The 20,536-nt window shown below is 64.5% G+C and carries 11 protein-coding genes and 4 tRNA genes; all 15 read left to right on the top strand.

The genetic code is table 11. The features are described from left to right. The first annotated feature begins 769 nt into the window (after positions 1-769). The 15 genes from pdxR (at position 770) to K349_RS0112885 (ending at position 20,123) form a co-directional block, all read left to right on the top strand. Positions 770-2,290, top strand: coding sequence for a MocR-like pyridoxine biosynthesis transcription factor PdxR (gene pdxR, locus K349_RS0112805; protein WP_029166171.1), 1,521 nt, complete (start codon positions 770-772; stop codon positions 2,288-2,290). A 198-nt stretch (positions 2,291-2,488) separates the two neighbouring features. Continuing rightward, positions 2,489-3,415, top strand: coding sequence for an archease (locus K349_RS0112810; RefSeq protein ID WP_029166172.1), 927 nt, complete (start codon positions 2,489-2,491; stop codon positions 3,413-3,415). 300 nt (positions 3,416-3,715) lie between these two features. Further along, positions 3,716-5,149: an RtcB family protein gene (locus K349_RS0112815; protein ID WP_029166173.1), complete on the top strand. Its 1,434-nt coding sequence runs from the start codon at positions 3,716-3,718 to the stop codon at positions 5,147-5,149. 534 nt (positions 5,150-5,683) lie between these two features. Continuing rightward, entirely contained in the window at positions 5,684-6,646 is a 963-nt protein-coding gene (locus K349_RS0112825) for an IS5 family transposase (RefSeq protein WP_026368683.1), read from the top strand. Positions 6,647-6,875: 229 nt separating this feature from the next. After that, positions 6,876-6,960, top strand: a tRNA-Leu gene (locus K349_RS0112830). 9 nt (positions 6,961-6,969) lie between these two features. Next, positions 6,970-7,046 (top strand) — tRNA-Met (locus K349_RS0112835). 2 nt (positions 7,047-7,048) lie between these two features. Further along, positions 7,049-7,125 (top strand) — tRNA-Met (locus tag K349_RS0112840). 345 nt (positions 7,126-7,470) lie between these two features. After that, entirely contained in the window at positions 7,471-9,453 is a 1,983-nt protein-coding gene (gene tilS, locus K349_RS18200) for a tRNA lysidine(34) synthetase TilS (RefSeq protein ID WP_029166175.1), read from the top strand. A gap of 192 nt (positions 9,454-9,645) precedes the next feature. Then, positions 9,646-10,182 (top strand): hypoxanthine phosphoribosyltransferase, encoded by a 537-nt coding sequence (hpt, locus tag K349_RS0112850; RefSeq protein ID WP_029166176.1) that lies wholly within the window; start codon positions 9,646-9,648, stop codon positions 10,180-10,182. A 124-nt stretch (positions 10,183-10,306) separates the two neighbouring features. Next, on the top strand, positions 10,307-12,241 hold the full coding sequence (ftsH, locus tag K349_RS0112855; RefSeq protein ID WP_029166177.1) for an ATP-dependent zinc metalloprotease FtsH: 1,935 nt from the start codon (positions 10,307-10,309) through the stop codon (positions 12,239-12,241). A gap of 402 nt (positions 12,242-12,643) precedes the next feature. Then, positions 12,644-14,656: an excinuclease ABC subunit UvrB gene (uvrB, locus tag K349_RS0112860; protein WP_029166178.1), complete on the top strand. Its 2,013-nt coding sequence runs from the start codon at positions 12,644-12,646 to the stop codon at positions 14,654-14,656. Continuing rightward, a complete protein-coding gene (uvrA, locus tag K349_RS0112865; RefSeq protein ID WP_034265733.1) occupies positions 14,613-17,474 on the top strand; it encodes an excinuclease ABC subunit UvrA in 2,862 nt (953 codons plus the stop codon). Before uvrB ends, uvrA begins: the two co-directional genes overlap by 44 nt. Next, the gene (gene rlmB, locus K349_RS17250) at positions 17,458-18,573 is read left to right on the top strand and encodes a 23S rRNA (guanosine(2251)-2'-O)-methyltransferase RlmB (protein ID WP_051464371.1); all 1,116 of its coding nucleotides are present in this window, start codon (positions 17,458-17,460) and stop codon (positions 18,571-18,573) included. Before uvrA ends, rlmB begins: the two co-directional genes overlap by 17 nt. Positions 18,574-18,878: 305 nt before the next feature. Then, positions 18,879-19,865, top strand: a complete 987-nt coding sequence (locus K349_RS0112880) for a PGN_0703 family putative restriction endonuclease (protein ID WP_029166182.1) — start codon at positions 18,879-18,881, stop codon at positions 19,863-19,865. A gap of 183 nt (positions 19,866-20,048) precedes the next feature. Then, positions 20,049-20,123 (top strand) — tRNA-Val (locus tag K349_RS0112885). Positions 20,124-20,536: the final 413 nt, after the last annotated feature.

Below are 20,536 nucleotides of genomic sequence, written 5' to 3' on the forward strand. Positions count from 1 at the left end.
TCTCTTCTGCTTCGCTTTCTTCGGTGTTTTGTCTTCCGTTGCACTTGCCGCCGCCGTGCCTGTCGCCGTCTCCGCCATCGTTCCCTTTTCCCTCCCTTTCGTCACCTTTTCTCTCCTCTTTCCTCTCTTCTCCTCACCTCGTCCCCCCTCTCATCTCGCTCCGATCCTGTTCCGGCTTATTGCGGCTCACCGGCAGAATACTCTTGCCTCCGGTTGATTTCCGGTCCGCCTCCTCGCCTTTTCACCTCTCCACCTTTCCGCATCTCCTGCTCTTTCCGGTCGTGCCCGATTGGACCGGACCGGTTGTTGTTTTTTCGGCGTTCCTCGGGTATAGTTAAAATTGGCCGGTTCCAATGTGCCAGAGCGGCCCGAAGTGCCCGAAGGACAAAAAGACCGAACAAAAAGGCAGAAGGCCGAGAACGCAAGAGGTTGAAGCGCAGAAGACCGAAACGCAAGAGGCTGGAAAGCAAAGGGCCGAAGCGCCGAAAGACCGAAACCGGAATGCCGACGAAAGGGCGGAATGCATCGGGCCGCTGGAAGCCGCTGGAAGAAGCAAGAGAAAAGCGCGCAGCGGCCGGAGAGTGCGGCGGCCGGAGCTTGAAACGCATTGGGCCGGGGAGGAAGCGGAACGAGCGCAGAGAGCGGAGCAGGGAGCACAGAGGGCGAAGAGGAAGCGGCCGGAACGCACAGGCGGGACGAGCGCGGAGCAACGCGGCGAGGTGAGGGCGTGCGAGCTCGGGAGGCCGAAGGGCAAAAGGAGAGGATTGTTTTGGAGCTCGATGTCAAACGGGGAAAATCCATTCCGATCTACCTTCAGATCCGCAACCAGATACGGGAGATGATCTTTTCCGGCGTGTTACCGGAAGGATACCGTCTGCCCCCGGAGCGCCGCCTCTCGGAGGAACTCGGGGTCAACCGGACCACGGTGCTCAACGCCTACCGGGAACTGAAGGCGGAGGGGCTCATCGACTCCCACGTGGGGCGGGGCACGGTGGTCAAGAGAATGGATGGGTCCATCTGTCCGCTCCATCCGGCGACGAAGCCCCCCCTCCATTGGGAGCGCTACCTCCGCTACACCGGGGAGGAGACGCATGAATCGTTTCTGCGACAGGTCTCGGATGCGCAGTATCGCGAGGGGTTCGTCTCCCTCTCCTGCGGCGAGGCGGATGCGCAGCTCTATCCGCTTGAGACCATCCGGGAGATTCAGGACCGCCTCTTCCGGGATCGCGGGCAGGACATCCTCCGGCTCACCTGCATCGAGGGGCTGAAATCCCTTCGGGAGGCCATCTGCAGCTTTCAGGAGGGGCGGGGTATCGCCGCCACTCCCGACGAAGTGCTCATTTTCTCGGGCTCCCAGCAGGCCCTCGATGTAGTCTCCCGGGCCTTCGTCGAGCCCGGTGACCTGGTGGTGGTGGAGGACCCCACCTACGTGAACTGCAAGCGCCAGCTCCGCTTTCTCGGCGCCAGGATTGCGGGAGTGCCCCTCGACGAGGAGGGAATGCGCCTGGACGTGCTCGAAGGCATTCTCAAGCGGCGGGCGCCCAAGTTCATCTACACCATCCCAACCTTCCAGAACCCAACGGGGTATGTCATGTCCGTGGACCGGCGGCGGCGCCTGCTGGACCTGGCGGGGCGGTACCAGGTGCCCATCGTGGAGGACGATCCCTTCTACGATCTGCGGTACGAGGGAACGCCCATTCCCACCCTCAAGGCGTTGGACGAGAACGACTACGTGATCTACATCAGCACCTTCTCCAAATCCCTCTCTCCGGGGCTGCGCGTCGGGTGGATCACCGCGCCTCGTCCCATTGTGCGGCGGCTGGCCCAGGTGAAGAAAATCTCCGACCTCTCTACCTGCAGCCTCTCCCAGTGGATTGTTGACGGCTTTCTCCGGGGAGGCTTCTACCGGCCGCACCTCCAGACCATCCGGCAGGAATACGCAGGCCGCCGCGACGCCATGGTGCAGGCCCTGCAGCAGGGCGGGCGGCACGGCGGCCTGGAGTGGAACACCCCGAACGGCGGCTATTTCGTGTGGGTGCGCTTTCCCCGAGAGGTGAACTCCGCAGCGCTCCTCGCCAAATCCATCGAAAAGGGCGTCGCCTACTCGCCGGGGGAGCTTTTCTCCGTGGAGGAGCGGGGGCACGGCTGCGCCCGGCTCAACTTCTCCGCCTCCAGCCGGGAGGAGATCGTCACCGGCGTGGGGCACTTCCTCCGGGCCTTCCGGGAGTGCTACCGCGGGTGTCAGACCGTGGTGAAGCAGGAGATCGAAGAGTTGCGCCCCATCGTTTGACCTGCCGCAAAATTTTGCCGTGTGATCCGTCGCCGGACTGCCCTGCGGACAATCGTCCGCCCCGCCGCACGCCTTCTCGCGGCCAGGCTTTGCGACTGTCGCCGGTCTTTTGCCCGCAGTGCTCTCGCGGCCTGTCGTGACTGCCCGCCGTGCGCCGGAGAGGCGCCACCTACCCCCCGATGAGAAGGAGGTGAATCCTTGCCCTGGCGTGAGCTGGAACACACCGCGGATGTCGGTCTGGAAGTGTGGGCGGAGACCCTGGAGGACCTTGTGGCCGAGTCCGCCAGGGCTTTCTATGCCCTTCTCTTCGGGGCAGAAGCCCGGCGGAGCGACGCTTCTTTCCCGCCCGAGCCCTGCGGTGCTTCCGATTCCGGCGCTGCCGAAACGCTCTCCGGGGCTGCCCGGAAAACCGTCCCCGAGGTCGGCTTACCTGGTGCCGCATGTACACCCCGCGACGTTTCTTCGTCCGAGTTTGCCCCCGAGCCTGCTGTTGCGTGCCTTTTTAGCGCCGCCTCCCGTGCCGTGTCCGACTCCGATGCCAACTTCTGCGTTGCGTCTGATTCCCGCGCCGTGTCCGCACCCGACTCCGGATCCTGCGCTGTGCCTGCTTCCCGCGCCGCGCCCGGAACCGGAACCCAGCGCCGCATCGAGGTGGAGGCCCTGGACGCGGTGGAGCTTTTCGTCTCGTGGCTCAACGAACTGCTTTTTCTGCTCGAAGTGCGCGGCGAGCGCCTGTGCCTCCGCTCGGTCCGCCTGACCGTCCGCGCTGCCGACGCCCCTTTCATTTCCTACACCGACGGAGCCTCCGCCCCCGTCCCTGACCTGGTTTGCGCTCCTGGGGCCAGCGCCGGAGTCGTTCTCCCGGAACGTTCAGCCGGAGCTGGCGGAGCAACCGGCTTTCCCGGGTGCGAGAGCGAAGACGCCCCTGGCACCGCGTTCTCGCTCGTCGTGGAGGGGAGTGCCGTCCCGCCCCCGCCCCCTCCCTCGGCATCAAGGCCGTCACCTACGGCGGAGCACTGGTCATGCCGGGGCCGCCCGCACTGCTGCGGCTCTTCTTCGACGTGTGACGCCCGCATTCCGGCCCGGTGGCCTGACGTGTTTTTGTCGCCTCTGGCGATGGCATGAACCCTTCCGGAAGCGCAGCGGCACTTTTCGGTGAAACCGCGGCGACTCCGCGTCCGCCCGTATACGATTTCCGCTCTTTGGGCGATGCTGCCCCGGTGCTCCGACTCCGCATTTCGGGAACGGCATTCGCGCATCGGCGCGCCTGTGCATCGTCGATATTTGTGTATTCTCTGTAAATGTTTCAATGAGCGCACTCTTGCACCGTCAATACTTGTGCATTAATCCGATCTTGCTCGAAGGAGCGACGTCCGCGCATCGGCGCGATGCTGCATCACCTTGTGACGTGAGGAGGGAAAACCCATGCGATCCCTGCTGCAGAGCGACGACGGCCTGCGCTGGACCCTACCCCGGAGCGCCCGGGAGGGCATGCGCGTCCCCGGGCTGCTCTTCGCGGACGAGTACATTCTGGAGACCATCCTTGAAGAAAACGCCCTTGCCCAGGTGGCGAACGTGGCGACCCTGCCGGGCATCGTGGGGCAGAGCGTCGCCATGCCGGACATCCACTGGGGATACGGCTTTCCCATCGGTGGCGTGGCCGCCTTCGACACCGAAGAGGGCGTCCTCTCCCCGGGAGGAGTGGGGTACGACATCGCCTGCGGCGTGCGGCTCCTCGTGTCCCCTCTGAGCGAGACGGAGCTTTTGCCACAGCTGGAACCGTTGCTGCACGCCCTCTTCGTCGCCATCCCCAGCGGCGTGGGCGCCGGCGGCGCCTTCTCTCTGAAGCCCCGCGAGCTGGAGGCGGTGCTGCTGCAGGGTGCTCGCTGGGTGGTGAACAGGGGATACGGCGACCGGGCCGACCTGGAGCACACGGAAGAGCGCGGATGCTTCGCCGGGGCCGATCCTGGCGGCGTCTCGCCCAGGGCGCGGGAGCGGGGAGCCTCCCAGCTCGGCACCCTGGGATCGGGCAACCACTTCATCGAGATCCAGGCGGTGGACGAGATCTTCGACGAGGAGACCGCGCGCCGCTTCGCCCTCCGCCCCGGCGGCGTCACCGTCATGATTCACTGTGGTAGCCGAGGACTGGGGCACCAGGTCTGCGATGACGCCATCAAGCTCATGGCCCGGGCCATGAGAAAATACGGCATCGCCGTTCCGGACAGACAGCTCTGCTGCGCGCCCCTCGCTTCCGATGAGGCCCGGACCTACCTGGGGGCCATGCGCTGCGCGGGCAACTTTGCCCTGGCGAACCGGCAGCTCATCGCCGCCCTCGCACGGGAAACTTTTAACCGCTTCTGGCCCCAAACGCCTCTTTCCCTCCTCTACGACGTGTGCCACAACATCGCGGGCATCGAGACCCACCGGGTGGACGGGCACGCCCGCGAACTCTGCGTCCACCGCAAGGGCGCCACCCGGGCGCTTCCGCCGGGGCATTCCTCCCTGCCCCCGGACTTCGCCCGCACCGGACAGCCCGTGCTCATCCCCGGAAGCATGGGAACCCGCAGCCACGTGCTCGTCGGCACGGAGCGCGCCGCCCGGGAGAGTTTCGCCTCTACCTGCCACGGCGCGGGGCGGGTGATGAGCCGCACCGGCGCCAAACACGTCACCTCGGGCGCCGAAGTGCGGCGGAGCCTGGAGGAACGGGGCATCCGTGTGGTGGCCCATTCCGAGAGAACCCTCGTCGAAGAGGCCCCCCGGGCGTACAAGGATGTGGACAAAGTGGTGGAGGTGGTGCACCGTGCGGGCATCGCCCGGAAGATCGCCTCGCTTCGTCCCCTTGGCGTCGTCAAGGGGTAAGGCGGCGCACCCCCTTTCCCCGGGGGCACGCTCCGGGCTTTTTTGCACCTGTCCCCACGAACCCGCGTTCCGCTTCGGGGCTTTTTTTCGCATCCGGAATGTGCTTCGGACTTTTTCCAAACCTGTCCCGTACCTGTGAAGCGTCCCCTTCCTATGAATCTTCTCCGAACCTGCACCGGCCTTCGGAGGGAATGCCGCCGCCCTCGGCGCATCCCGTCACCGGAGGTGCACCCGGAGATTTTTCGAGAAGCGTTTCCCTCCGGATTCCGGCTCCGCTTGCCAGTGTCGCTTTTTCGGGACTCCGTTTGTACTATTGTCTGCGCCGCAACCCTTCCGCAAACGCTTCGAAACATCCAGATACCAGGGACACTCCCTTTTTTCGGCCCCGCTTTCGGCGCGCTTTCCGGCGCCGTTTTAAGGAATCTCTGAAAAACTCCGCGCGGATGTCGCCGTTTTTTCCTTGAGACCGTAAAATGAATCCCAAAGCCACCATGTTCCTCCGGTGCGACCTTCTTTCCAGGGGGCTGAGGTACGATGAAGCGACAGAAAACTTTCGCGAGCGCCATTTCGTTCGAGAAATACCGAAAACCCACCAAACGGGAACTCTTTCTCGCCGAAATGGAACAGATAGTTCCTTGGAAAGAGCTTTGCGCTCGTCTCGAACCCTTCTATCCGAAAGAGGGAAGAGGACGTCCTCCCATAGGGCTGGAGAGAATGCTCCGGATCCACTTTCTCCAGAACTGGTTCAACCTCAGCGATAGGGGTGTAGAAGAAGCCCTCTATGACGTGGAGTCCATGCGGCGCTTCGCCCGTATCGATCTCGGCAACGAACCCGTTCCGGACGAGACCACGATTTGCAAGTTCCGCCATCTTCTGGAAACCCACAAGCTCGCAGAGAAACTCTTCGAGGCGGTGAATCTTCATCTCGCCTCCCGGGGCTTAAAACTCTCCGAGGGAACCATCGTGGATGCCACGATCATCCATGCTCCTTCATCGACGAAAAACCGGGAGAAGAAACGCGACCCGGAGATGCATTCCACGAAGAAGGGCAACCAGTACTACTTCGGTATGAAAGTCCATGTCGGTGTGGACAAGGAAAGCAAACAGGTCCACAGTCTCGTCACCACTCCGGCGAACGTGCACGACTCCACCCGAATCGGTGAACTCCTGCACGGAGAAGAAAAAGAAGTCCGGGGAGATTCGGCCTACATGGGCAAAACCGAAGAGATCCGGACGAAAGCCCCGCGCGCCGTGGATTATACCCAAAAAAGAGCCACGAAGCACAAAAAGCTCACCGAAGAAGAGAAAGAGCAAAACCGTCTTCTTTCAAAAGTCCGTTCGCGGGTTGAACATGTCTTCCACGTCGTCAAATGCGTCTTCGGATTCACCAAAGTGCGCTATAAAGGTCTCGCCAAAAATACCGGTGTCGTGTACGTGCTCTTCGCTCTGTGCAATCTCTACATGGCGAGAGGTTTTCTCCTGTCCACAGGGGGGTAGTGTCTCTAAAAATCGCTACCGGGGTTAAAAAGGGTTGGAAGACGGAGATAATTCCTCACGTTTCGCTGCCAAAGGTGCGGGAAACGTGGTCTTTGCGGGGCATTTCCTCTTTTCCTCCCGCTGTGAACATTTTTAGAGAAGCTTGTTCAGGGTTTCCTTAAGGTTTTACTTTCGATTCCACATTCAGACTTGACGGGATGGGGTACCGTGCATATAATGTTCCTCGCTGGCCGGGCTGGCGGAAAGGTAGACGCATGGGACTTAAAATCCCAGGGAGCGAATCCATGCGGGTTCGAGTCCCGCGCCCGGCACCAAGAGGGTATCGCGGGGTGGAGCAGTCAGGAAGCTCGTCGGGCTCATAACCCGAAGGTCGCAGGTTCAAATCCTGCCCCCGCAACCAACGGCGGTGTAGCTCAGTTGGCTAGAGCATGCGGTTCATACCCGCAGTGTCACTGGTTCAATTCCAGTCACCGCCACCAGGAATTCAAGGCGGTTCACCGACGAGGTGAACCGCTTTTTTCGTATCGTCCGCGACGGCAGAAGAGACTTGGTTATCTCTCCCCTGTCGCTGCCTATGAGAAACAATTTTTCAAAGAGCAGTAGGCTGCTTACATGTTTTGGTGTCCGCTATTGACGACCGACCCCATGATGACCGATCCCAATTGACGACCGACCCCAGTCGCTTTTCTCGCCTTGCTGGCCGCTTTTTCCGCGTGACCTATCGCTTTTAGGTAGTGTTTTAGGTAGTGTCTGTCGAGGTGGTCGCGTCACCTCGGGTGCTACTTCCAGAAAGAAACCGATGACCCGAAAGGAGGCGAACTGCCATGGCGCGGCCTGATCCCGACTCTGGCGCCGACTTCACCGTCAATCCCGGCCCGGCATCCGGCGCTTTTCCCGCATCTACTTCCACCACCGCGCCGCGCCTGCGCGTTCCCCCCGACGTGGCCCGGGCCTTCCGCGAGGCGGGAAAGCGCCAGGGGTGGTGGCAGTGCACGGACCCCCTCGTCGTGGCCGTCTCCGGGGGTGGCGATTCCATGGCCCTGCTCCTGCTCTTCGCCTCGCTTTGGCACCGGCAGCGGCTTGTGGTGGCCCATCTGGAGCACGGCATCCGCGGCGAAGCATCCCTGGCGGACGCCCGCTTCGTGGAGGAGTGGGCGCGGCGTCTCGCCCTTCCCTTCGAGATGGAGCGGGGAAACGTGCTCGGCCGCAGAGAAAAGGGCGAGAGCGTCGAGGCCGCGGCGCGGCGGATCCGCTACGCCTTCCTCGACGACGTGCGCCGCCGCCGGGGCGCTCGCTGGGTGGCCACGGCGCACACCCTGGACGATCAGGCGGAGTCCGTGCTGCACCACATCCTCCGGGGGACGGGCCTCCGTGGGCTCGCGGGCATTGCCGAAGTGCGCGACGGATTCGTCCGGCCCCTGCTCCGCCTGGGCGGGGAAGCGCTGCGCCGCATGCTCCGCGACTCCGGAATCACCTGGTGCGAGGACGCCACCAACCGAGAGACCACCTACCTGCGCAACCGTCTCCGCCGGGAGGTGCTTCCCTACCTGGCCAAGACCGTCAACGAGAACGCCTTGGCCCATCTCGCGGCCCTCGGAGAGGACGCCGCCGAGGCGGAGTCGCTCCGGCGGCGGCGCACCGAAGCGCTGCTGCCCACCCTGAGGGTGGATCTTCCCTACGGAAAGTGTGTCTGGCGCGTCGCCGCGGCCCGCCGGCTGGGGAGCTACGACCTTCGCCACGCCCTGCGCGACGAGGGCGAACGCCTCGGGCTGCCCCTGCTCTCGCGGCGCCGCCTGGAAGAGCTGGAACGGCTGCTTTGCACCTCGGGCACCTGGCGCTTCCAGTGGAGCGGCGAGGAGGAACTCCTCTGCGGCGGGGGCTTTCTGTGCTGGGGAAACCGGTCCATGCTCGTTCCGCCTCCGGAGGCGCGGCTGGAACTGGAGCTGTGCTTCCGTCCGAACCGTGCGGTCACCCGGGGGGCGTTCCTCTGGGGGACATGGCGTGTCCGGTGGAGCCTGGAGATCCTGGAAACCCCGGAGACTTCGCAAACTCCGGCAAGCCCGGAGACCCTGAAGACTCCGGAACCCTTGGAAACCCTTGATGCCTTGGGAACTTCGGCGCCTTCGGTAGCCCCGACAACCACGAAGACGCCGACAATTCCGGCACCTTCGGAGATCTTGGCACCTTCGGCAAACCCGAGGACTTTGGCGGCCCCGAAAATCGGAGAGATCTCCGAGTGCCTGGCGTCCCCCGAATGTGCCGCAGCCTTGGAAAGCCGGAGTGCCAGGTTTCCGGAACTCCTTCGGACACCAGGAAAAGCAGCGCCCCCAGGACATTTCCACGGCTGCCCCGCCTCGGAGAAGTGCCCTGCCTCCGCATGCTTCTCCGCGCCGTGTCCCGATCCGTGCGCCGGATCGTCTCTCGCCGTCTCCGTCGTTCTGCGTTCCGTGGAGCACCTCGACCTCGCCCCGGAGGAGAAAGCCCGCGTGCCCTGGTGGTGCCGCCCCGGAACCCCCGCCGTCCTTTTTCCCGGCCTGCCGCCCCTGATTCCCCTGTGGTCTTCCCCGCAGGAGACAACGGCGGCGACCTCGACTTGCGTCCTGGCTTCGACGACCACACCGGCTTCCGCCACGGTCCCTGCGCTTTCCCCGGAAGCGTCAGCGTCTTCGGCGGACCCCGCAACGGACACCCCCTCCACGGAGGCGGATGGCTCCGCCGCAAGGGCGCAGCTCTTTTGTTTCGCCTCTTTTCGGAATCATGCTAGAATAACAAGGTTCTCCGTCGTCCTGGAACGAACATCGGAATAACCCGTCGAAGTGCCGTGCAGGCATGCCGTTCATTTGCGCCGCATTCCGTTTCCGGAAGCCCCCACCGGGGCACCGTTTTCCGATGCGGGGGACATGTGAGCGGCCGAGCGAAAGACGGCGGCGTGAAGACGCGCGGAACATGCGGCGCACGGGAGAGAACGTGTGCGAGAGAAGAGGGGAGCGTCGGTGCGAATGGCGTATTCTGTGGGGGAGATCCTGCTCTCTCGGGAGCAGATCGCGCAGCGCGTTCGGGAATTGGGGGATGAGGTGTCCGCCGCCTACGAGGGACGGAATCTCGTCGTCGTGGGCATCCTCAAGGGCGCCGTGGTCTTTCTGTCGGATCTCGTGCGGACCCTGCGTCCCCAGGTGGAGGCATCCCTCGACTTCATGGCCGTGTCGTCCTACGGCGCGTCCACGAAGACCACGGGAGCGGTGAAGATTCTCAAGGACCTCGACGCGGACATCAGGGGAAAACACGTCCTCGTGGTCGAGGACATCGTCGATACGGGGCTCACCCTGTCCTACCTTCTCAAGATCCTTGAGGAGCGCGAGCCGGAATCGCTTGCGGCGTGCGCGCTGCTCGACAAGCCCGAGCGGCGGCAGGCCCCCGTGGCGGTCCGCTTTTGCGGGTTCTCCATACCCGACGAGTTCGTCGTCGGCTACGGACTCGACTGCGGAGGGCGGTGGAGGCACCTTCCCGACATCCACAAGGTCGAGATGACAGACTGACGGCGCTCCCGCGCCCGGAAAAAAAGCCCGACCGGCGGCCTCGCCCGAGAGAAATCCGGTTGACGGCGCCCCCGCCCGAAGACGGCGGACCGAAGACAAAAGACTGAAAGGGAGTGGTTTCGGTTTGAAACGACTGGTGAAGAACCTGGGATTGTACCTGGTCCTCATCGTCCTGGTCGTGAGCATCGTAAATGTGTTCCTCACACCGACGAAGGGACCGCTCGAAGCCCGTCAACTGAGCTACAGCGCTTTTCTGCACCACGTGGAGAACGGGCAGATCCAGAAAGTGACCATCTCCGAGGAAGGACTCCGGGGAACCATGACGGACGGGCTGCCCTTCACGAGCTACGCCGTGGGCGTGGGCGACCTGGCTCCGAAACTCGTGGAGAAGGGTGTGGAGGTGGAAGTGCTCCCCCCCCAGAAGACACCCTGGTGGGCCAGCCTCATGTCCACCCTCTTCCCGACGCTGCTGCTCATCGGTGCCTGGATCTTCATCATCTACCACATGCAGGGCGGCGGCAGCAAAGTCATGAACTTCGCCAAAAGCAAGGCCAAACTCTTCCTGGACAACCGTCCCAAGGTCACCTTCGCCGACGTGGCCGGATGCGACGAGGCCAAGGAAGAACTGCAGGAGGTCATCGAATACCTCAAGGACCCGGGCAAGTTCGCCCGGTTCGGCGCCAAGGTCCCCCGGGGCGTGCTGCTTCTGGGACCCCCCGGCACGGGCAAGACCCTGCTCGCCCGGGCCGCCGCCGGTGAGGCGGACGTCCCCTTCTTCAGCATCAGCGGCTCCGACTTCGTGGAGATGTTCGTCGGCGTGGGTGCCGCCCGCGTGCGGGACCTCTTCGACCAGGCCCGGAAATACCAGCCCTGCATCGTCTTCATCGACGAGATCGACGCAGTGGGGCGCCAGCGCGGCGCCGGGCTCGGTGGAGGCCACGACGAACGGGAACAGACCCTCAACCAGCTCCTTGTGGAGATGGACGGCTTCGAGGCCGGAAGCGGCATCATCCTCGTCGCCGCCACGAACCGGCCGGATATTCTCGACCCGGCCCTACTGCGTCCGGGGCGTTTCGACCGGCACATCGTGGTGGACCGGCCCGACCTCAAGGGGCGCGAAGCCATTCTGAAAGTGCACGCCAAGGAAAAGAAACTCGCGGAGGGTGTTAACCTGGACATCATCGCCCGGCGCACCCCCGGCTTCGTGGGGGCCGACCTGGCCAACCTGGTCAACGAGGCGGCGCTCCTCGCGGCGCGGCGTAACAAGCCCGCCGTCGGAATGGACGAGCTCGAAGAGGCCATCGACCGCGTCATTGCCGGCCCCGAGCGCAAGAGCAGGCTCATCAGCAGGAAAGAAAAGGAGATCATCGCCTACCACGAGGCGGGGCATGCCCTGGTGGCCAAGTTCGTGCCCGGCTCCGACCGGGTGCACAAGATCTCCATCATCCCCCGGGGACACCGCGCCCTGGGATACACGCTCCAGATCCCCGAGGAGGACCGGTTCCTCATCTCCAAGAAGGAACTCTTCAACCGCATCAAAGGGCTTCTGGGAGGCCGCGTCGCTGAGGAGATCCAGTTCGGCGACGTCACCTCGGGAGCGCAGAACGACCTGGAGCGCGCCACCCAGACGGCCCGACAGATGATCACCGAGCTGGGCATGAGCGAGAAACTCGGCCCGGTCACCCTGGGCAGAAAACAGCACGAAGTCTTCCTCGGCCGGGACATCGTGGACGACCGCAACTACAGTGAGGAGATCGCCTTCGCCATCGACCAGGAAGTGCGCTCCATCATCGACGGCTGCTACGACGAGGTGCGGACCCTTCTCCTGGAGAAGAAGGACCTCCTCGTGCGCATCGCCGACACCCTGCTGGAACAGGAGATCATCGAGGCGGAGGACCTTGACGCCATCATCGACGGCACCTACGTGCCCCCGGTGAAGGCCGCCCAGGAGCAGCCCGGCGAGACCCCCGCCGACCCCGCCAAGGCCAAGGCCGACCGGCGTCCCGACGCTGCCGGGGGCGTCCCCTCCCTGGACGGGCCACCATTGGAGACCGCCTGATCCGCCGCGCCGCGCCCTGAAAGGAACTGCGGCATCGCAATGCGCTCCCCGGAATGCCGCATCGGAACGCCGCCGCGCCGTGAAACACCCGCGGCAGCACGGCAGCGAAAGAGGACGTCGCAGCGCGGCATCGCAGTGTGACAGCAGAACCCGGCAGACGGCGGAACGTGACAGGCATCGGACGTGCCACCGCACCTGCGGCGCGCCGCCGCCGGAGGAATTCCCGAGCCCGCGCCGGAACCGGAGACACTTTCGGCTCCGGCGCGATTCCTCCCGAAAACGCGTTTTCCCGAACCCCGCCGTTTGCGAGAGATATGCCGTTCCTGGGGGCACCGCTTCCGCAGGCGCGTTCTCCCGGAACCCACCATTCCGAAAGGATTTTGATCCCGAAAGGACTCGATCATGCAGGACACGTTCTCGCTTCGGGCACCCTGGCCTCCCTCGGGGGACCAGCCCAAGGCCATCGGGGAGCTTCTGGACGGGCTCGAAGGCGGAGCCCGCTTCCAGACCCTGCTGGGCGTCACCGGAAGCGGCAAAACCTTCACTATCGCCAATGTTGCGGCGCAGCTGAACCGCCCCGTGCTCGTGCTGGCCCACAACAAGACCCTTGCGGCCCAGCTCTACAGCGAATTCAAACTCTTCTTTCCCGACAACGCCGTGCACTACTTCGTCAGCTACTACGACTACTACCAGCCCGAGGCCTATGTCCCCGCCCAGGACCTCTACATCGAAAAGGACGCCTCCATCAACGAGCGCATCGAAAAACTCCGCCTTGCCACCACCAAGGCCCTGCTGGAGCGGCGGGACGTCATCGTCGTGGCCAGCGTCTCCTGCATCTACGGCCTGGGACAGCGCAAGAACTACGAGGACGCGGTGTTCTCCTTCGCCGTGGGGGACCACATGGACCGGCGGCACTTTTTGGAGCGCCTCCTGGAGAACTACTACGAGCGGAACGACTTCACCCTGGAGCGAGGCAACTTCCGCGTCCGGGGCGACGTGGTGGAGCTGTACCCCGCCTACAGCGACACGGCGCTGCGCATCTGCTTCTTCGATGAAGAGATCGAGCGCATCGACGAAATCGACCCCGTCTCGGGAGGGCAGGTGGTCTCCAAGCTCCGGGCCTCCATTTTCCCCGCCCAGCACTACGTCACCAGCCGCGAGGCAATCGAGGGCGCCCTTGGAGCCATCCGGGCCGATCTGGACCGGCGCGTGGCGGAACTCAACGGGGCCGGACGGATCGTGGAGGCCCACCGCCTCGCCCAGCGGACCCGCTACGACCTGGAGATGCTCTCCGAAGTGGGCTACTGCTCGGGCATCGAGAACTACTCGGTCTATCTCGACGGCAGACGGACCGGCGAACAACCGGGAACCCTTCTCGACTTCTTTCCCCGGGACTTCATCATGGTCATCGACGAATCGCACATGACCATCCCCCAGATCCGTGGCATGTACAACGGCGATCGGGCGCGGAAGGAAACCCTTGTGGAGCACGGATTCCGCCTTCCCACCGCCCTGGACAACCGCCCCCTCACCTGGGAGGAGTTCTCCGGATTCATGCACCAGGTTATCTTCGTCTCCGCCACTCCCGGCGACTGGGAGCTGGAGCACTCCGATCGGGTGGTGGAGCAGATTGTCCGCCCCACGGGTGTGGTGGACCCCAAAGTGCTGGTGCTTCCCGCGAAGACCCAGGTGGATGACCTGCTGGACCGCCTGCGGGACGTCGTCGCACGGGGAGAGCGCGCCCTTGTGACCACCCTCACCAAACGCTCCGCCGAGGACTTCGCGGAATACCTGGTGGAGCTGGGCATAAAGGGAAAATACATCCACTCCGAGCTGGACGCCTTCGAGCGAGCGGACCTGCTGCGGGAGATCCGCGAGGGCACCATCGACGTCCTCGTGGGCATCAACCTCCTCCGGGAGGGCATCGACCTTCCGGAGGTCTCCCTCGTGGCCATTCTCGACGCCGATCGCGAGGGCTTCCTGCGTTCCACCAGATCCCTGGTGCAGATCATCGGCAGGGCCGCCCGCAACATCGGCGGCACGGTCATCCTCTATGCCGACGAGATCACCGAGAGCATCCGTCGGGCCGTGGAAGAGACCGACCGGCGTCGGGCCATCCAGGAAGCCTATAATCAGGAACACGGCATCACTCCCCGGAGCATCCGCAAGGACGTGGCAAGTCTTTTGCCCCCGGGCCTGACGGAGGAAGCGGTCCTCGACGGCTCCGCCGACGCTGCCGGAGCCGCCTCTCCCGAGGCGACGGAGGCCATGCTCGAAAAGCTCATGTGGGAAGCGGTGGAAAAACTCGATTTCGAAAAGGCGGCAAAGCTTCGCGACCGCCTTCTGGACCTGCGTGGAGGTGTAACAACTCGTGTCGCAAACCCACATCGTCGTAAGGGGCGCAAAAGAACATAACCTGAAGAACATCTCCGTCTCCATTCCCAAGAACCGCCTCGTGGTCATCACCGGGCCGTCCGGCTCCGGCAAGTCCTCCCTGGCGTTCGACACCATCTACGCCGAGGGGCAGCGGCGCTACATCGAATCTCTCTCGGCCTATGCGCGGCAGTTTCTCGGCATGCAGAGCAAGCCCGATGTGGAGGACATCGCCGGGCTCTCCCCGGCCATCTCCATCGAGCAGAAGGGGCGCTCCCACAACCCCCGGTCCACCGTGGGCACCGTCACGGAAATCTACGACCACCTGCGCCTCCTCTTCGGCAGAGTCGGCGTGCCCACTTGTCCCGACTGCGGCGAGCCCCTCGCCCGGTATTCCCTGGACCAGATCGTGGACCTCATCCTCCGGGACTACCCGGAGAAAAAGATCGAGATCCTCTCCCCGGTGGTGCGGAGCAAAAAGGGGGAACACCGTAACCTCTTCCAGCAGATTCGCCAGAAGGGATTCCTCCGGGCCCGGGTGGACGGCGTCGTCTACTGGCTCGAAGAGGAGATCTCCCTGGAGAAGAACAAGAAGCACGTCGTGGAGATCGTGGTGGACAGGCTCACCGCCCGGGCGGACAAGCGCGACCGCCTCGCCGAGGCGGTGGAGACCGCCCTCGCGGAGAGCGCCGGCTTCGTCCTCCTCGTCATCGAGGGGGGAGAAGAGCGGCTCCTCACGGAGAATTATGTGTGCCCCCACTGCGACACGGCCTTCCCCGAGATCGACCCCCGGCTCTTCTCCTTCAACAACCCCTACGGCGCCTGCCCCGCCTGCATGGGCCTCGGAAGCCACGAGTTCTTCCCCCCCGAGCTGGCGGTGGTCCCCAACCGCAGCATCGCCGAGGGTGCCCTGCTGCCCTGGAACGGACCGCAGCACTACATGCTCCGGCGCCTGGGACACCTCGCCGAGGCCCTGGGGTGGGATCTTGCCGGCCCATTCGAGAAACTTCCCGAGGAGATTCGCACCCACATCCTCCAGGGACACCCCGACAAAGTCCCCATGACCTACAACGAGCGCGGCGTGGAGCAGCAGTACATGGGGCGCTACGAAGGGCTCCTCCCCTGGCTCGAGCGCCGCTGGGAGGAGACCGAGTCCGACGCCGTGAAGGAAGAACTCGCCCGGTTCCGCTCCGAGAAAATCTGCGACGCCTGCGGTGGCCTGCGCCTTCGCCCCGAGGCTCTCGCCATCAAGGTCGGTCCCTACGGCATCGGCGACATGGTGCGCATGCCCGTGTCCGACCTCTATCGGGCCGTCTCAGAACTCAACCTTCCCGAAAACGCCAGCGCCGTGGCCCACCAAGTGCTGGAGGAACTCAAGAAACGCGTCGGCTTCCTCGTGGACGTGGGAGCCGAGTACCTCTCCCTCTCCCGGCGCTCCGACACCCTGAGCGGCGGCGAGAGCCAGCGGATCCGCCTCGCCACCCAAATCGGCTCCAAACTCTCGGGCGTGCTCTATGTGCTCGACGAGCCCACCATCGGCCTGCACCCCCGGGACACGGGGCGCCTGCTCAAGACCCTGGAGGAAATCCGCGACTTGGGCAACACCGTGCTCATCGTGGAGCACGACCGGGAGACCATGCTCGCCGCGGAGTACCTCGTCGAGATGGGGCCCGGCGCGGGCGAGCACGGCGGCCACATCGTCGCCGCAGGGACGCCTGAGGAGATCGCCCGGGAACCCCGCTGCCTCACCGGCCCCTACCTCAAAGGAGAAATCTGCGGTGCCGTTCTCCCCGCGGGGGGCCGGCGCACAGCCCGGGGGGTCCTCCAGGTGTTCGGCGCGGAAGAGCACAACCTAAAGGACCTGGATGTCTCCATTCCCCTGGGCGTCCTCACGTGTCTCACCGGCGTCTCCGGCTCCGGCAAGAGCACCTTCATGCACGACGTGCTCTACCGCGGACTCCGGCAACGCCTCGACGCCTCCTTCCGGGAGCGCCCGGGCAGACACCGCACCATCGAGGGCTACGAGGAACTGCGCAACGTCGTCCTCGTGGACCAGAGCCCCATCGGCAGAACCCCCCGCTCCAACCCCGCCACCTACACGGGGGTGTTCACCGCCATCCGGGAACTCTTCTCTGCGCTTCCCGAGGCCAAGCTCCGGGGTTACGGACCGGGGCGCTTCAGCTTCAACGTCCCGGGACACCGGGGGGGCCGCTGCGAGGCCTGCAAGGGCGACGGCGTGACCAAAGTCTCCATGCTCTTCCTTCCGGACGTGTACGTCCCCTGCGACGTCTGCCGGGGAAAACGCTACAACCGGGAGACCCTGGAAGTGCGCTACCGGGGCAGATCCATCGCGGACGTGCTCGACATGACCGTGGAGGAGGCCCTCGACCTCTTTCAGGATCTCCCTCGCATCGCGGGAAAACTCGGCGTTCTCCGGGAGGCCGGGCTCGGCTACATCCGGCTCGGGCAGCAGGCTCCCACCCTCTCCGGAGGCGAGGCCCAGCGGGTGAAGCTCGCCACCGAACTGGCAAAGCGCTTCAGCGGCGAGACCCTCTACCTGCTCGACGAGCCCACCACGGGGCTCCACTTCCGGGACGTGGAGAAACTCCTCCACCTCCTCCACCGCCTCGTGGACCAGGGTAACACCGTGCTGCTCATCGAGCACAACCTGGACGTGCTCGTCTCCGCGGACCATCTCATCGACCTCGGCCCCGAAGGCGGCGAAGGCGGCGGCCGCATCGTCGCCGCGGGAACCCCCGAGGAACTCGCCGCGTCGGGAAAGGGATACACCTCCGGATATCTCCGGAGCTACTTCGGCGAACTGCGCCAGAGGACGGTGGCTCATGAACGGGTCGGATAAGCGCCGCGGAAGCGGCGGAAATCGCAAGAGCAGTGGAAACGACCGCCGGTCCCCCGGACGCTTCGGAACCGGGCGCCCCGGCAACCGCGAGGGCGGCGACCGCTCTGAACGTCCCGAAAACCGTGACCGCCCCGGTGACCGTGACCGCCCCGGAACCTCCGGCCGCCCTGACAACCGCGAGGGGAGCAACCGCGATATCGGCAACGAGCGCCGAACCTCCGGGCATCCCGGTTCCAGCAGCGGCGGGCGTTCCGAGAATCGTGCCGACCACTCCAGCGACCGGCAGTTCCGGCCCCGGAAGCCTCAGCCTCCACGGCCCGCGGACGCGCAGCCCCCGCAGGGACAGACCGACGACTCCTTCTACTGGGGGCGGCACGCCGTGCTCTCCCTCCTGGAGGAGACCCCCGAAAAAGTCCTCAAAGTCTACCTCCGCAAGGGGAGCGACCCCCGTCTCGCCGCCCGGGTCACCGAATTCTGCAAAGCCGCAAGCATTCCCTTCCTCTTCCTGGAGGCGGATGCCCTGGAGCGGCTTTGCCCAGGAGCCAACCACCAGGGACTCGTCGCCCAGGCCGCCCCGGCGGAACTGCGGGACATCGAAACCCTCCTGCCGCTCCTCCGGGAGAAGAACGCCCCCGCCCTCGTGGTCGTCCTCGACCACCTGAAGGACCCACACAACCTGGGCTCCATCATCCGCTCCGCCGAAGTGGCGGGAGCCCTGGCGGTGATCCTGCCCCGGCGGCGGGGTGCCCTTCCCACTGGCACCGTCGCGAAAGTCAGCTCCGGCGCCGCCCTGCGCATCCCCCTCGTGGGCGTGACCAACCTCGTCGCCGCCCTGGAATTCCTTAAAGAACAGGGACTGTGGGTGCTCGGCCTCCACGCGGAAGGCCCCGACTCCCTCTGGAAAGGTGACGCCTGCCCCTCCCGCCTGGCCCTCGTGGTGGGCGAAGAAGAGACCGGCCTCTCCCGCCTCGTGGCGGAGACCTGTGACTTCCTGCGCTTCATCCCCATGCGGGGACGCACGGGTTCCCTCAACGCCGCCGTGGCCGCGGCAATCGGTATGTTCGAATGGGTCCGGACGGTTGACGACACCCCTCGCTAGGACCGTGTGATCAGCGCGGGGCAGAGAGCGCGGAACAAACCGTTCCGCGTTTCCTGCCCTTCGCCCTCTCGGGACCGGGACCTGTCCGACGAGGCCGTCGTCCTTCGCCCTCCGCGAAATCTCTGCTGAAATCCCGGGTCAAAGCTCTGAAAGTGGGGGAGCGGTGGCTCGCTCTCTCGTCTCCATGCCCGTGGTACTATATCCGTGCGGGAATGTCTTCGGCAGAGTCTGGCGTGTGGCCGCATCGCGCCCCTTCGCCCTCCATCGAACTCCTGCGCGGGAATCCCCTGAAGGAGCGTGGAGCAATGCAGACTAGTGGTCGCAACAGAGCCACTTCCTGGCCGTATCCCCGGCACGAGGATTTCGAGTCGGAGCTTCGCGGTCGCGCCGCCGCCTTTTTCCGGGCCAGGGGATATCCGGTGCGGAAAAAATACCCCTTCATTCTGGCCGACTGGGAACAGTGGCCGTCCAACATCATTCTCGGAAACGTCGCCGCATACATCCGCCGGGAGAGGGAGCGCCGGGCGGAACAAGGGAGCGGTTTTCCTCTCCATCACTACCTGCATCACGGTTTAAGCAGCCAGGCCATGCTCTTCAACCTCGTCGGTCCGTTGGTCCTCGAAAACGACTTCGAACCGATCCGAAGCGTGCTTGCGGCAAAAGGCGCGGCATGGGGTGGCGATGCCGTTTCGGCGCACTTTGAGATCGAGGACCGAACCGTGTTCAACGAAGCGTACGGCCAACCTACATCCGTCGACCTGGTCGTTTCCGACGGGTCGTCTCCCGACCTGTTCGTCGAAGCCAAGTTTGTCGAGCGGGAGTTTGGCGGATGCTCGGTTTTCAAGCGAGGGGACTGCGACGGCAGAAACCCTGCGGAGCGTTTCTCGCTCTGTTACCTGCATCACATCGGCCGCACCTATTGGCCGCTGCTTCAGAGTCACGGCATCCTCACCCCGGCGTGGTCGGCGAGCCCGGTTTGTCCCCTGTCCGTCTATTACCAGTTTTTCCGCGAAGTGCTCTTTGCCCTGCACCGGAACGGCGTGTTCGTCCTTCTGCACGACGAGCGAAATCCCACCTTCTGCTGCAGAGGCCCCGACGGGGACCGGGGCCTCTTTCCCTTTCTCGTTGCGATGCTTCCTCCGGAGATCCGTTCCCGCGTCATTGCCATCAGCGTACAGGAAGTCTTTCAGGCGGTCGTGACAGGCTCCGGGCGTGACGGCAGACACAAGAACTGGACCGGTGAATTCGCGGAGAAATACGGTATGCCCCTCCCCGCGGCAAAACCCGCGTGAAACGCCAGACGGTCCATAAGTCCGCGAGCTCACCGGCCCTTGGGTCGGACCGCATGGTACCCTGACTCGTGCGGAGGCGCACGAGTCCCGAAGCGTCACTGTGGCCGCAGCAACCGGAATGTCCGAATGGCTCCGGATGGTTGACAACCTCCGGTAGGGCGGGTACAATTCCTTTGCGCTTGCGGGTGGTTAGTTCAGAGGAAGAACGCTTCCTTGACGCGGAAGAGGTCATAGGTTCGAGTCCTATACCACCCACCATATGCAAGAAGTGACTCCTTCTTTCGCCTTTCGGCGCGGGGAAGGAGTCTTTGTTTTTTCTCCGGCTGGGCATGTCCGGCAACGTACTCTCCCGGCGGGGTGCCGCACGTTACGGCGGGAGTGCCTATGCTCTTTCGCGGTTCTTCCGCGCCGCGTGGTACATGCTGTGTGTCGTTTCCTCTGCCGTTTTTCGCTTTTTCGCGTTTTTCCCTTCGTCACGTCCCCGGAACGGACTATAATGTGTGAGGAAAAGCACGAGGCCATCCTCCGACGGAGGCGCTCTCGACAGTGGGCGATGAAGCCGCGCAGCGGAGCCGGTCCACCGGTTTTTCCGTTTTTCCTTGGTGCGCCCGGCGCGTCCGGAATGTCCGGTGCGTTCGGGCGGTACTGGGTGGCTGGTTCCGGGCCTGGGT

Source organism: Aminiphilus circumscriptus DSM 16581 (assembly GCF_000526375.1).
GTDB lineage: Bacteria > Synergistota > Synergistia > Synergistales > Aminiphilaceae > Aminiphilus > Aminiphilus circumscriptus.